General features: G+C 69.2%; 12 protein-coding genes and 1 pseudogene. 7 read left to right on the plus strand and 6 right to left on the minus strand.

Features of this window, described 5'->3' with window-relative positions:
• Positions 1-16: 16 nt before the first annotated feature.
• From QE452_RS03335 to purM, 3 genes and pseudogenes are all read right to left on the minus strand, one after another.
• Positions 17-595 (minus strand): hypothetical protein, encoded by a 579-nt coding sequence (locus QE452_RS03335; RefSeq protein ID WP_309660398.1) that lies wholly within the window; start codon positions 593-595, stop codon positions 17-19.
• A gap of 260 nt (positions 596-855) precedes the next feature.
• Positions 856-1,404, minus strand: a pseudogene (gene purN, locus QE452_RS03340) (phosphoribosylglycinamide formyltransferase); the annotation flags it as partial.
• An 11-nt stretch (positions 1,405-1,415) separates the two neighbouring features.
• Complete coding sequence (purM, locus tag QE452_RS03345) at positions 1,416-2,543, minus strand: phosphoribosylformylglycinamidine cyclo-ligase (RefSeq protein WP_309660400.1); 1,128 nt, start codon at positions 2,541-2,543, stop codon at positions 1,416-1,418.
• A 66-nt stretch (positions 2,544-2,609) separates the two neighbouring features.
• On the opposite strand from purM, the gene QE452_RS03350 reads away from it, so the two are divergent.
• The 4 genes from QE452_RS03350 to QE452_RS03365 are packed head-to-tail and all read left to right on the plus strand — an operon-like array spanning position 2,610 to position 8,078.
• A complete protein-coding gene (locus tag QE452_RS03350; protein ID WP_309660401.1) occupies positions 2,610-3,833 on the plus strand; it encodes a heavy-metal-associated domain-containing protein in 1,224 nt (407 codons plus the stop codon).
• Entirely contained in the window at positions 3,830-4,450 is a 621-nt protein-coding gene (locus QE452_RS03355) for an HdaA/DnaA family protein (RefSeq protein WP_125996323.1), read from the plus strand. The genes QE452_RS03350 and QE452_RS03355 overlap by 4 nt, the downstream gene beginning before the upstream one ends.
• The gene (locus QE452_RS03360) at positions 4,447-6,615 is read left to right on the plus strand and encodes an RNA degradosome polyphosphate kinase (protein ID WP_309660402.1); all 2,169 of its coding nucleotides are present in this window, start codon (positions 4,447-4,449) and stop codon (positions 6,613-6,615) included. The genes QE452_RS03355 and QE452_RS03360 overlap by 4 nt, the downstream gene beginning before the upstream one ends.
• Positions 6,615-8,078 carry a Ppx/GppA family phosphatase gene (locus QE452_RS03365; protein WP_309660403.1) on the plus strand — a complete coding sequence of 488 codons (1,464 nt, stop codon included), beginning with the start codon at positions 6,615-6,617 and terminating at the stop codon, positions 8,076-8,078. The genes QE452_RS03360 and QE452_RS03365 overlap by 1 nt, the downstream gene beginning before the upstream one ends.
• A gap of 144 nt (positions 8,079-8,222) precedes the next feature.
• On the opposite strand, the gene QE452_RS03370 is transcribed toward QE452_RS03365, so the two are convergent.
• Positions 8,223-8,516, minus strand: coding sequence for an I78 family peptidase inhibitor (locus QE452_RS03370; RefSeq protein WP_309660404.1), 294 nt, complete (start codon positions 8,514-8,516; stop codon positions 8,223-8,225).
• Positions 8,513-9,691, minus strand: coding sequence for a ribonuclease D (rnd, locus tag QE452_RS03375; RefSeq protein WP_125996327.1), 1,179 nt, complete (start codon positions 9,689-9,691; stop codon positions 8,513-8,515). Before rnd ends, QE452_RS03370 begins: the two co-directional genes overlap by 4 nt.
• Before the next feature lie 129 nt (positions 9,692-9,820).
• Between rnd and aspS the strand changes: the two genes are divergently transcribed.
• A complete protein-coding gene (gene aspS, locus QE452_RS03380; protein WP_309660405.1) occupies positions 9,821-11,656 on the plus strand; it encodes an aspartate--tRNA ligase in 1,836 nt (611 codons plus the stop codon).
• Positions 11,657-11,704: 48 nt separating this feature from the next.
• On the opposite strand, the gene QE452_RS03385 is transcribed toward aspS, so the two are convergent.
• Positions 11,705-12,802, minus strand: a complete 1,098-nt coding sequence (locus QE452_RS03385; protein ID WP_309660406.1) for a glycosyl hydrolase 53 family protein — start codon at positions 12,800-12,802, stop codon at positions 11,705-11,707.
• A 241-nt stretch (positions 12,803-13,043) separates the two neighbouring features.
• Here QE452_RS03385 and QE452_RS03390 point away from each other — a divergent pair, with 241 nt between their 5' ends.
• Entirely contained in the window at positions 13,044-13,601 is a 558-nt protein-coding gene (locus tag QE452_RS03390; protein ID WP_309660407.1) for a PadR family transcriptional regulator, read from the plus strand.
• The gene (locus QE452_RS03395; protein ID WP_309660408.1) at positions 13,598-13,888 is read left to right on the plus strand and encodes a DUF2218 domain-containing protein; all 291 of its coding nucleotides are present in this window, start codon (positions 13,598-13,600) and stop codon (positions 13,886-13,888) included. The genes QE452_RS03390 and QE452_RS03395 overlap by 4 nt, the downstream gene beginning before the upstream one ends.
• Positions 13,889-13,936: the final 48 nt, after the last annotated feature.

The raw sequence follows: 13,936 nt of genomic DNA on the forward strand, positions 1-13,936 counted from the left end.
TTTGATTTGTGCCGGCTCAGTGGCCGGCATGCCACATGGCGTCGAGCCTTGCCTGCCCGCCGCCGGCCTGACGCAGACGGAAATCGACCAGCTCGAAACCGCGCCCGCGCAGGGCGCGGCCATGGCTGCGCCACACCAAGTCGTAGATCGCCTGCTTGGCGAGCGGCCTGTCGTCGACCAGATAGGTATAGCGGATCAGCACCGGCACGCGGCCCGTCGCGTCGTCCGGGCCGCCATCGGTCGCCTTGCGCAACGGCTCCACGAACCAGTCGAGCGGGATGCGCCGGTCGACCACGTCATGCGTCCCCGCACCCAAGGCGGCCGGGAAGGTGACGCGGATGTCGGTCAGCGGATGCGCGTCGTCCATCGCGAGCAGGATCGCATCGCCGCCGGAGGTGGGTGCGCCCTGCACATCGTAGCGACGGCGTTCCTGCGCCCCGGCGATCCGCTCCTCCGCCTTGGTGGCGCTGGCGTCGCGGCGGTCCTGCCAGTTGTTCCACAGGCTGAGCCCCGCGATGACGACGCCCGCCACCGCGACGATCTCCGCGATCGTCAGCCAGCGACGGCGCGCCTGCCGGTCCGACTCCTCGCTCACCGCCCGCCGACCTCCAGCAGCCGGGCCGGTGCGGTGACTTCCCAGGCGCGGGCGATCCGGTCCTCGACCAGCGGGCGGTCGAAGGCGTCGGTCAGGTCGATCGCGTCGCCCTCGACCTCGGCGGGCAGGACCAGCCGGTCGCCATCGACCCGGGCGAACTCGCGGCCATCGACCAGTAAGCGCGTGACCGCGCCGTCCCGTTGCGCTTCGGCTTCGGGCAGCTTGGTCGCGAAGGCATGGATATGATCGGCTGGGGACATGACGAACTCCGCTAGGATGCGCGGATATAACGCATGTTCGGCGATCAGGACCCGCGCGGCGAGCGCATTGGCGTCATCGCCGGGCAGGATCGGCACGCGCGTCTGGCCCAGCAGCCGGCCGCCATCGAGTTCCTCGGTGACGATATGGACCGAGCAGCCACCCTCCGCATCGCCCGCTTCGATTGCGCGGCGATGCGTGTCCAACCCCTTGTAGAGCGGCAGCAGCGAGGGGTGGATGTTGACGATCCGGTCGCGCCAGCGCGTGACGAAATCGTCCGAGACCAGCCGCATATAGCCGGCGAGCGCGATCACCGTGACGCCCGCCGCGCGCAGGGCGGCATCCAGTTGCGCCTCATAGGCGGCCTTGCCGATCCCCTTGGGCGACAAGGCCCAGGTCGCTAGGCCCCGGTCGCGCGCCCAGGCCAAGCCGGGCGCGTCGGGCTTGTCGGAGGCGACCAGCGCGACCTCATAGCCGCGTGCCTGCTCGACCAGCGCCATCATGTTCGATCCCCGGCCGGAGATCAGGATGGCGATCTTGTGCTGGTTCACTGCCTGTCCGCTCACTGGTGGTGCGTCGCGGTCCAGTCGGCGCGCGCGCTCCACGTCTCGGTGGAGCCGCGCACGGTGCAGCCGCGCTGCCCGGCCTCGATCGCCCCGATCGTGAACACCGTCTCGCCCGCCTCGGTCAGCGCGTCGGCGACCGCCGCCGCCGCGTCGGCCGCGACGACCACCGCCATGCCGATGCCGCAGTTGAAGGTGCGGGCGAATTCCGCCGGTTCGATCCCGCCTTGCGCCTGCAGGAACGCCATCAGGCGCGGCTGCGGCCAGGCGTCGGCATCGATCACCGCATGGGTGCCCTCCGGGAGTACGCGCGGGATATTCTCCAGCAGGCCGCCGCCGGTGATATGCGCCAGCCCCTTGATCTTTCCGTCGCGCAGCAGCGGCAACAGGCTGGCGACATAGATGCGCGTCGGCGCCATCAGCACGTCGATCATCAGCCGGTCCTGGTCGAACAGCGAGGGCCGGTCGAGCTTCCACCCCTTGTCGGCGGCGAGTCGGCGGACCAGCGAGAAGCCGTTGCTGTGCACGCCCGAGGAGGCGAGGCCCAGCACCACGTCGCCGGCCGCGATCCCCGCGCCGGTCAGCAGCCGGTCGCGCTCGACCGCGCCGACGCAGAACCCGGCCAGGTCATAGTCGCCGGGCGCGTACATGCCCGGCATCTCCGCCGTCTCGCCACCGATCAGCGCGCAACCGGCCTGTTTGCAGCCCTCCGCGATCGAGGCGACGACGCGCTCGGCGACGCCGTTCTCAAGCTTGCCGCTGGCATAATAGTCCAGGAAGAACAGCGGTTCGGCGCCCTGGACGATCAGGTCGTTGGCGCACATCGCGACCAGGTCGACGCCGACCCCCTCATGCCGGTCCCATTCGATCGCCAGCTTGAGCTTGGTGCCGACGCCGTCATTGGCGGCGACCAGCAGCGGATCGGTGAAGCCCGCCGCCTTCAGGTCGAAGATGCCGCCGAACCCACCCAGGTCGGCGTCGGCGCCGGGGCGACGCGTCGACCGGGCGAGCGGCGCGATCGCGCGGACCAGCGCATTGCCGGCGGCGATCGAGACGCCGGCATCGGCATAGGTATAGCCCCCATGGGAGGGGACGGCGGGGGTGGTGGAGTCGGGCTGGTCGCTCATGTTCGCCCGCCTAGCCATATCCTGCTTGGATTTCCACGCCCCCTCCTGCAAAAGGCCGGCAGTCCTATGCGTCGCCTTCTTCCCGTCCTGGCCCTCAGCGCCCTTCTCGCCGGCAGCGCCACGCTCGCGCAGGTCGATGGCGGCAGCCGGGGCGTCGCGCCGGTCGACAGCGGCAGCTCGTTCGAAGTGGCCGGTGTCACCGTCGATGTCACGGGAAAGACGGCGGAAGCCGCGCGCTATGGCGGCTGGCGGCTGGCGCAGCGCAAGGCCTGGATGCAGCTGTCGCGCCGGTTGGGCGGGCCCGGCACCTTGCTGTCGGACGGCGCGCTCGACCAGCTCGTCTCCGGCATCGTCGTCGAGAACGAGCAGATCGGGCCGACCCGCTATATCGCGCGCCTGGGCGTGTTGTTCGATCGCGGTCGCGCCGCCGGGCTGCTCGGCATCTCGGCTTATGCCGACCGGTCGCCGCCGATGCTGGTGATGCCGGTGATCTGGCAGGGCGGCACCGGACAGGCGTTCGAGCGGCGCACCCCCTGGCAGGAGGCCTGGGCCCGGTTCCGCACGGGCGACAGTCGGATCGACTATGTCCGCCCGGCCGGCACCGGCCCCGATTCGCTGCTGCTCAACATCGGGCAGATGGGGCGGCCGGGGCGTGGCTGGTGGCGGGCGATCCTCGACCAATATGGCGCGTCCGACATTCTGATCCCGACCGTGCGGCTGAGCCGGCAATGGCCCGGCGGTCCTGTGATCGGCATGTTCGAGGCGCGGCACGGGCCGGACAATGAGCTGATCGGTCGCGTGACGCTGCGCGTCGGCAGCGCCGCCGGCCTGCCGCAACTGATGGATGCCGGCGTCGCCCGGCTCGATTCGATCTACCAGGATGCGCTGCGCACCGGCCGGTTGAGCCCGGACGCCAGCCTGTCGCCGCCACCCGCTCCCGCGCCGGAGCCTGCGCCGGTGGCGGAGCCGACGATCGACACGCTGCTCGCCGATATCGCCGCGTCCAATGCGGTGGCGGTGACGGTGCAATATGACACGCCCGGCACCAGCAGCGTCGCCAATAGCGAGGCGCTGATCCGCTCGTTGCCCGGCGTGCGCTCGGCGAGCACCACCAGCCTGGCGCTGGGCGGCGTGTCGTTGATGCGGGTCTTCGTCGACGATCCGGCGGCCTTCGCCACGGCCCTTCGCTCGCGCGGGTTCGAGGTGTCGGGCAGCGGCGCGGCGCTGCGCATCCGGCGGCCGGCCACGCCCGCCGCGACCACGACGCCGAGTGCGACGGGGCCGGGATGAGCCAGATCGCGTTGCCGCTCGCATGGCCGGAGGACCCGCGTGACGACGCCTTCTTCGTCACGCCCACCAATGCGCGTGCGGCGCAGTTGCTGGAACATTGGGACACCTGGCCCGTCCACGCCGCGTTGCTGACCGGCCCGCGCCGGTCGGGGCGCAGCCTGCTGGCCCGGATCTTCGCGGCGAAAAGCGGTGGTTCGATCATCGACGATGCGGAACGGGTGTCGGAAACCAGTCTGTTCCACGCCTGGAACCGGGCGCAGGCGGACCGGCGTCCGCTGGTCATCATCGCTGATGTCGCACCGCCCGTCTGGCGGATCACCCTGCCAGACCTGCGCTCACGGCTGGCGGCGACGCCCCATGCGGAGATCGGTCCGCCCGACGACGGGCTGGTGCGCGCGCTGTTCGAGCGGCAACTGGCGCGGCGCGGCGTGGTCGCGCCGCCCGATGTGCTGGAATGGCTGGTCGCCCGGATCGAGCGCAGCCACCTGGCGATCGAACGCAGTATCGACGCGCTCGACGAAGGCGTCATGGAACGGCAACGCCGACTGACTATCCCGCTGGCTCGAAACACCTTGATCGACGCGGGACTGCTGGTCCCGCAACAGGAGCTGCCATGACCCGCCCCGCGCATATCGCCGCGCTGACCAAGACCGACGAGGACGGGTTCACGGCCGCCGAGCCGAACGACCGTTATTTCAACCGCGAACTGTCCTGGCTGGCGTTCAACCGGCGAGTGCTGGAGGAGGCGTGCAACGAGGCGCATCCGCTGCTGGAACGGCTCCGCTTCCTGTCGATATCCGGTTCGAATCTCGATGAATTCTTCATGGTCCGGGTGGCGGGCCTGAAGGGGCAGCAGGCGCAGGACGTGGAGCGCCGCTCCGCCGACGGGCTGACGCCGGGGCAGCAATTGAACGCGATCGTCGAGGAGGCGGACCGATTGCTGCGCAGCCAGCAGGCGGTGTGGAGCGACCTGCGCACCCTGCTGGCGGCGAACGGGATCGAGGTGTTGCGCCGCGACGCGATCGATTCGGACGACCAGGCCTGGCTGGAGAATCACTATCGCGAGCAGATCTTCCCGATCCTGACGCCCCAGGCGCTCGACCCCGCGCATCCCTTTCCCTTCATCCCCAATAAGGGGCTGACGGTGATCTTCGACCTGGAACGGATCGTCGATGGCGAGCCGATCCGCGAGCTGGTGATGCTGCCGCCGACCGCGCCGCGCTTCGTCCGGCTGCCGGGCGATCCCGCCCGCTATGTCTGCACCGAGACGATCGTGAAGCGGTTCGCGCCGCTGCTCTTCCCCGGTTATGTCGTCCACGGCGCGGCGGCGTTCCGGGTGCTGCGCGACAGCGATATCGAGATTGAGGAAGAGGCGGAGGATCTGGTCCGCTACTTCGCCAATGCGATCAAGCGCCGCCGGCGCGGGCGCGTCATCCGGCTGGAGCTGGAGACGGGGATGCCCGACGCGCTGGCCGCCGTCCTGAAGGACGAGCTGGGCGGCGCCGATGCGATCATCACCGAGAGCGGGCACCTGCTCGGCATCGGCGATCTCGACCTGCTGGTCGAGGAGGATCGGCCGGACCTGAAATTCCCGCCCTTCACGCCGCGTTTCCCCGAGCGGATCCGCGAGTTCGACGGCGACTGCTTCGCCGCGATCCGGGCCAAGGACATCGTCGTCCAGCATCCCTATGAGACGTTCGGCGTCGTGCTGGCCTTTCTGAAACAGGCGGCGGCGGACCCGGACGTGGTCGCGATCAAGCAGACCTTGTACCGCGCGGGCAAGCAGCCGGCGGTCATCAACGCGCTGATCGCGGCGGCGGAGGCGGGCAAGTCGGTGACCGCCGTGGTCGAGCTGAAGGCGCGGTTCGACGAGGAGCAGAATCTGTTCTGGGCCTCGGCGCTGGAGCGGGCGGGCGTGCAGGTCGTCTATGGCTTCATCGACTGGAAGACGCACGCCAAGGTGTCGCTGGTGGTGCGGCGCGAGGCGGGGGCGTTCCGCACCTACTGCCATTTCGGCACCGGCAATTATCATCCGGTGACTGCCAGGATCTATACCGATCTCAGCTACTTCACCGCCGATCCGGCGATCGGGCGCGACGCGGCGCAGATGTTCAACTATGTCACCGGCTATGTCGAGCCGCACGACATGAGCTGCATGAGCCTGTCGCCGCTGACGCTGCGCCAGCGGCTGACCGCGCTGATCGACGACGAGATCGCCCATGCCAATGCCGGGCGGCCGGCGGCGATGTGGGCGAAGATGAATAGCTTGGTCGACCCGGCGATCGTCGACAAGCTCTACGAGGCGAGCGGGGCCGGCGTGCAGATCGACCTGATCATCCGCGGCATCTGCTGCTTGCGCCCGCAGGTGCCCGGCCTGTCGGAGAATATCCGGGTCAAGTCGGTGATCGGCCGCTTCCTGGAGCATAGCCGCATCTGGGCGTTCGGCGCCGGTGCGGCGCTGCCCAACGACGATGCCAAGGTCTTCATCTCCTCGGCCGACTGGATGCCGCGCAATTTCGACCGGCGCGTCGAATATATGCTGCCGATCACCAATGCGACCGTGCACGACCAGATCCTGGACCAGGTGATGGTCGCCAATCTGATCGATGACGAGCAGAGCTGGGTGCTGCAGTCCGACGGATCGTACATCCGCACCGAGGCGGGCGACAAGCCGTTCAACCTGCACCGCTATTTCATGACCAACCCGTCGCTGTCCGGGCGCGGCGCGGCGATCGAGGCGGGGCGCGGCGTGCCGACCCTGGCCTGGCCACGCAAGCGTTGATGGGGCTGTTCCGGCGCCTGGCATCGCCGCCGCGCACGGCGATCGTCGATATCGGCTCCAATTCGGTGCGGCTGGTCGTCTATCAGGGCCAGCCGCGTTGCCCGGCGATCCTGTTCAACGAGAAGGTGATGGCCGGGCTGGGCCGCGGACTGGCGGAAACCGGCCGGATCGAGCCGGCGGGGCTGGCGCAGGCGCATGGCGCGCTGAACCGCTTCGCCGCCGTGCTGCGCGAGATGGAGGTGACGGAGATCCGCACCGTCGCCACCGCCGCCGTGCGCGATGCCGCGAACGGCGCGGGGCTGATCGAGGCGGCGGCCACGCTCGGCCTCAAGCCCGAGGTGCTGTCGGGCGAGCAGGAGGCGATGGCGGCGGGCGAGGGCGTGCTGTCCGGCATTCCCGATGCGGACGGCGTGGTCGGCGACCTGGGCGGCGGCAGCCTGGAACTGGTCCGCGTGCAGAACGGCACGTGCGGCGAACGCGTATCCTTTCCGCTCGGCGTGCTGCGTATCGCGGGCTCACGAGGCAAGCCGCTGGAGTCGCGCGTCGTCAAGCTGATCCGCGAGGCGGGCTGGACCCGGCGCGGGCAGGGCCTGCCCTTCTATCTGGTCGGTGGATCGTGGCGGGCGCTGGCACGGCTCGACATGCACCTGACCGGCTATCCGCTGCCGATCATCCATCAGTACAGCATGAGCCCGGCGCGGATCGCGACGCTCGGCCGCACCATCGCTCATCTCGACAAGCCGCGCCTGCGCGAGGTGCCGGGCCTGTCCTCCGGCCGGGCGGGCACGCTGGCCGACGCCACCGCGCTCTTAGGCCTAGTGGTGCGCGAACTGGGCAGCCGCGAGACGATCGCCTCCACCTATGGCCTGCGCGAGGGGCTGCTCCATGCCGGGCTGGATGCGGACACGCGCGCGCAGGACCCGCTGATCGTCGCGACTCGCGAGGAGGGGCGGCTGCTCGGTCGCTTCCCCGAACATGGCGACCTGCTCCACGACTGGATCGCGCCGCTGTTCGCGCACGAGCCGCATGAGCGAATCCGCCAAGCGGCCTGTCTGCTGGCCGATGTGGGCTGGCACGCCAATCCCGATTTCCGCGCCGAGCGTGGGCTGGAGGTGGCGCTGCACGGCCATTGGGTCGCGATCCGCGCGGCCGAGCGTGCGATGCTGGCGCAGGCGCTGTTCACCAGCCTGGGCGGCGGCGTCGCCACGCCCGCGCCGCTCGGCGCGCTGGCGAGTGCGGAGGAATTGAAGCGGGCGATGGTCTGGGGCCTGGCGATCCGGCTGGGCCAGCGGCTGTCGGCGGGGCTGGCGGGGCCGTTGCGGCGCGCGACCCTGCGCGACGACGGGGCGCGGCTGACGCTCGACCTGCCGGGCGGGGACCGGGCGCTCTACGGCGAAGCGGTGGAGAAGCGCCACGCGGCGCTGGCGACGATGATGGGGCGGATGCCGGTGGTGACGGGGTAGGGGCCCCACGCCCTGCTGTCCCCCTGCGAAGGCAGGGGCCCAGTCGGGAAGGCCGTCATCACCAGGCGCTGCGCGTCGTCACGATCGTCCCCCAACTGGACCCCGGCCTTCGCCGGGGAACCAGCAATGGGAAAGACCTGTGGCTTACCCGCAGGTCAGATCGGTGATCTGCCCGAAATCATCGACCATGATGTTCAGCCGCTCGGGTCGGAAGTCCATCGTCGCGGGATCGCCCGGGCGCAGTACGCGGGCGATGCGGGCCTGGGCGTCGTGGCGGAGGGCGTCGCGGTCGCGCAGTTTGAACTTTACCCCAGCCCAGCGCATCTTCACCGGCTCGGTCACCGCGCAGGGACCGGTCGGCTCGGGCGGCGGCGGCATCGTCGCGCAGGCCGACAGGCCGGCGGCGAGCAAAAGGACGGGCAGGGTGCGGTGCATCATGCGACGGGCTCCTCGGTCCGGGTCATCTTGAGCTTGCCGTTGCGGACGGCGAAGCCCAGCCGCCCCTCGACCAGATCGACGGCATCGCGGCCGAACTGATCGTAGCGCCAACCCTGCAACATCGGCAATCCGTCGCGCACGCCCGAGGCCAGCGCCTCCAGCTCCTCCGAGCGGGCGAGCAGGCGCGAGGCGACGTCGATGTCGCGGGCGCGGATCTTGAGGAGAAGCTTCAACAGGTCGGCGACCAGCGCACCGTCCTTGCCCAGCCCCGGCTTCTTGTCGTCCTTGGGCGGCAGTTCGTCACCGGATAGCGGCGTCGCCTCCGCCAGCGACTGCATCAGCCGCGCGCCGATATCGTTCTGCGCCCAGGTCGCCGACAGCCCCCGCACCTTGGCGAGATCGGCCTGCTTGCGCGGCGGGTTGCCGGCCAGGTCGCCCAGCGTCTCGTCCTTGACGATGCGGCCGCGCGGCAGGTCCTTCGACCGCGCCTCCAGCTCGCGCCAGCGGGCCAGCGCCTTGAGCCGGCCCAGCACCTCGGGCTTGCGGCCGGAGATGCGGACGCGCTTCCAGGCGAGATCAGGGTCGTTGGCATAGTTGGCGGGATCGGCCAGCCGCTCCATCTCCTGGTCCAGCCAGGCGCCGCGGCCGGTGCGACGCAGCCGTTCGAGCATCTTGGGGAAGATGGTCGACAGATAGGTGACGTCGCCGATCGCATATTCGATCTGCCGGGCGTCGAGCGGGCGGCGCGACCAGTCGGTGAAGCGCGCGCCCTTGTCGATCGACACGCCCAGCCAGCTGTCGACCAGGTTGGAATAGCCGATCTGCTCGCCCTGGCCCAGCGCCATGGCCGCGACCTGGGTGTCGAACAGCGGGTGCGGCGTCTTGCCGGTCAGATTGTAAATGATCTCGATATCCTGGCCGCCGGCATGGAAGACCTTCAGCACCTCCTGATTGTCGACCAGCAGGTCGAGCAGCGGCGTCAGGTCGAGGCCGGGGGCGAGCGGATCGATCGCGGCCGCCTCCTGCGTGTCGGCGACCTGGATCAGGCAGAGTTCGGGCCAATAGGTACTCTCGCGCATGAACTCGGTATCGACCGTGATGAAGTCGGCCTGAGCGAGGCGGGTGCAGAGATTGGCGAGTGTCGCGCTATCGGTGATCAGCGGGTGGATATGCATCCCACCGCCCATAGACCGACCGGGGCGGGTTGACAAAGAGGGGGTGGGAAGGGGAGTGGCGGGGGATTAGGGATCATCCCGTCGCATCGGCCCGGTGGCCGGTACGACGTTCAGCCAGAGATTGCGATCATGCACGCCTATCGTACGCACACCTGCGCCGCGCTCGACGCTTCGGCCGTCGGCCAGACCGTCCGCCTGTCGGGCTGGGTCCACCGCCGGCGCGACCATGGCGGCGTGCTGTTCATCGACCTGCGCGACCATTACGGCATCACCCAGATCGTCGCCGACAGCGACAGCGCGGCGCTGCCCGTGCTGGAGAGCGTGCGCGTCGAATCGGTCGTGACGATCGACGGCGTGGTCAAGGCGCGCGCCGAGGGCACCACCAACGCGAACCTGGCGACCGGCGAGATCGAGGTGTTCGCGCAGAGCGTCATCGTCCAGTCGGCGGCGCAGGAACTGCCGATGCCTGTGGCGGGCGATGCGGAGTATCCGGAGGATATCCGCCTGCGCTATCGCTTCCTCGACCTGCGGCGCGAGCGGCTGCACGCCAACATCCTGCTGCGCAGCCATGTCATCTCGTCGTTGCGCCGGCGGATGATCGACCAGGGCTTCACCGAGTTCCAGACGCCGATCCTGACCGCATCGTCGCCCGAGGGCGCGCGCGACTATCTGGTGCCCAGCCGCGTCCATCCCGGCAAGTTCTACGCGCTGCCGCAGGCTCCGCAGATGTTCAAGCAGCTGCTGATGGTGGCCGGCTTCGACCGCTATTTCCAGATCGCGCCCTGCTTCCGCGACGAGGATGCGCGTGCCGATCGCAGCCCCGGCGAATTCTACCAGCTCGATTTCGAGATGAGCTACGTCACGCAGGAGGACGTGTTCCAGGCGATCGAGCCGGTGCTGCACGGCGTGTTCGAGGAATTCGCCAACTGGCAGGGCAAGGGGCGGACCGTCTCGCCGCTGCCGTTCAAGCGCATCCCGTATCGCGAGTCGATGCTGAAGTACGGCAACGACAAGCCGGATCTGCGCAACCCGCTGATCATCGCGGACGTCAGCGACCAGTTCGTCGGCTCCGGCTTCGGCCGCTTCGCGTCGATCGTCGAGGCGGGCGACGTGGTCCGCGCCATCCCCGCGCCCAAGACCGCCGACAAAAGCCGCAAGTTCTTCGACGACATGAACGCCTGGGCCCAGTCCGAGGGCTTTGCCGGCCTGGGTTACGCCACGCGCAAGGGCGGCGAATGGGGCGGGCCGATCGCCAAGAACCATGGTGAGGACAAGATGAGCGCGATGGCCGACGCGCTGGGCCTGGGGCCCGACGACGGCCTGTTCTTCGCCGCCGGCAAGGAGGCGCAGGCCGCCAAGCTCGCCGGTCTGGCGCGCACACGCGTCGCCGACCAGCTCGGCCTGATCGACGACAAGCGGTTCGAATTCTGCTGGATCGTCGACTTCCCGATGTTCGAATATGACGAGGACGCGAAGAAGGTCGATTTCAGCCACAACCCCTTCTCGATGCCGCAGGGCGAGCTGGAGGCGCTGGAGACCAAGGACCCGCTCGACATCCTCGCCTATCAATATGACATCGTCTGCAACGGCGTGGAGCTGTCGTCGGGCGCAATCCGGAACCACCGGCCGGAGATCATGTACAAGGCGTTCGAGATCGCCGGCTATAGCCAGGCCGATGTCGATGCGAACTTCGCCGGCATGATCAACGCCTTCAAGTTCGGCGCGCCGCCGCACGGCGGCTCGGCCCCCGGCGTCGACCGTATCGTCATGCTGCTCGCCGACGAGCCGAACATCCGCGAGGTCATCGTCTTCCCGATGACGCAGAAGGCCGAGGATCTGATGATGGGCGCGCCCAGCTTCGTCTCGGCCAAGCAGCTGCGCGAGCTCAACCTGCGCTCGACCGCCGAGGTGAAGGCGGAGCCGAAGAAGGATGCTGATCAGGCCGTCGCCCCCGCTGCGGGGTGATGGCCGGCCACCGCCGCCACCCTGTTCCGGCACCCGCCGGAACAGGCTTCACCGCCGCCGGTAATCCTGCCGCAGGAAATCCAGCACCGGCAGCGCTTCCCAGCGGCGGTGCAGGTCGAACCAGGCGGCATTCTCCCAGCCCGATCCCTGGCCCCAGCGGGTCGAGCAGCGGGTGGAGATCCAGTCCGGCGCCCAATAGACGACGCCCGATCCACCCGCGCGCACGACGGTGCGGGTGAGGTCGATCATATAGGCGCGCTGCCCGGCCGGCGTGGCCGGATAGCCCGTCACCAGCGAGTCCGCGCCCAGCAGATTGCCCGAGGCATCGGCATTGTCGAGCGTATAGGGATAGGCGGTCTCCACCACGACCACCTCCTTGCCATGGGTGGCGCGCAGCCGCTCGATCGTGCTCGCGAGGCCGGTCATCGGCTCCTTCGACCATTTCGCATAATAGCTGAGGCCGATCAGGTCATAGTCGGTCAGGCCCGCCTGCCTTGCCGCCGCGAACCAGGGCTCGGCATGGTCCGGTTGGGCGATATGGAGCATGGTGCGGATCGGTTTGCCGTGCGCGGCCGCCGCCTCGCGCACCGCGCGCAGGCCGGCTCCAAGCAAGGCGGCGTTGCGCGTCCAGTCGATCGCCTTGGTCGGGCCGGCCATCAGCTCGCCATTCGTCTCGTTGCCGACCTGCACCAGTTCCGGCGTCAGCCCCTTGGCGGCGAGGGTTTCGAGCGTGGCACGGGTGAAGTCGTGCACGGCACGGACCTGGGCGGGCGTGTCCATCGCGGCCCAGGCGGCGGGGACGGGTTGCTTGTCGCCATCGGCCCAGTCATCGGCATAATGGAAGTCGAGTAGCACCTGTAGCCCCGCTTGGTGCGCCCGCCGGATCGTTTTCTCGACATCGGCAAGGTTGCTGTACCGGGTCCAGCGCGCGTCGTTCCACAGCCGCACGCGCACCAGATTGCCGCCGGCACGCCGCATCAGCGTGAACGGATCGACCGGCTTGCCGCCTTGGCGATAGACCGCGCCGCAATCCTCCATCTCGTTCGCGAAGGACAGGTCCGCGCCCAGATAGAGCGGGCGGGGCGGCTCGGCGGCATGGGCCGGCATGGCCAGCAGGGCCGACAGGGCGATCAGGCGGTTCTTCATCGGGCGATCCTCTCGCCAGCCTCCTACCGCAATCGGGGCGGGGTCGGGCAAGTCTCTGATTTACCAGCCCTCATGCGCGCGGAGAGCCGCTTCTAGAAAAATTGAAAATATATCATGAGCATTCTTGACGATTGCCCCTTGTGATATATCTTGAGGCTATCACGATATGGAGTCGACAATGTATAACGAAATGAGAGGCCATGGTGGCCGCCACGGCTGGCACCGTCATGGGGCGGGGGGTATGGGCGGACCGCGGGGGTTCGGTGGCTTCGGCCATGGTCGCGGCGGGTTCGACGGCGCCGGCGATGATGGTCGGCCGCACGGGCGGGGCCGCCGGATGTTCGAGGGCGGCGAGCTGCGCCTCGTGCTGCTGAAGATGATCGCCGATGCCCCGCGCCACGGCTATGAGCTTATCAAGGCGATCGAGGAGCTGACCGGCGGCGCCTATGCGCCGAGCCCCGGCCTCGTCTATCCGTCCCTCACGATGCTGGGCGAGATGGGCCTGATCGAGGAGCAGGCGAGCGAGGGCGCGCGCAAGCGCTTCGCCGCGACGCCGGAGGGGATCGCCCATGTCGCCGAGAAGGCGGCGGAGATCGAGGCGGTGATGGCCCGGCTCGCGGCGCTCGACCATGAGGGCAACCGGGTGGCGTGGAACCGCCTGCCGATCCGCCGGGCGATGGGCAATCTGCGCGAGGCGGTGCGCAACCGGTTCGAGCAGGGCGACCTGTCCGACGAACGGCTGCACGACATGGCGGCGCTGATCGACGGCGTCGCCCAGCAGATCGAGCGGCTGAAATGAGCGTCTCCGTCGCCCGCGTGCCGACCCTGTCGGCCAGCCGTTACCTCCAGCAGCTCGCCAAGCATTGGAGCCACAAGATGGAAGTGTCGTTCACCGCGGAGGAGGGCAGCATCGCCTTCCCCAATGGCGCGCATCTCGCCATGCGCGCCGACAGCGAGACGCTCGACCTGGTGCTGACCGTGCCGGAGGACGGCGATTTGCCGCGAATGCGCGAGGTGGTCGCCAGCCATATCGACCGCTTCGCCTTTCGCGAGGGGCCGCTGACCTATGATTGGCGGGAGGGATAAGGCGCTTCGCCCGCCGATCCGCACCGGCGTCCTGCGGGAGGCCGGTGC

The organism is Sphingomonas sp. SORGH_AS_0438 (genome assembly GCF_031453475.1).
GTDB lineage: Bacteria > Pseudomonadota > Alphaproteobacteria > Sphingomonadales > Sphingomonadaceae > Sphingomonas.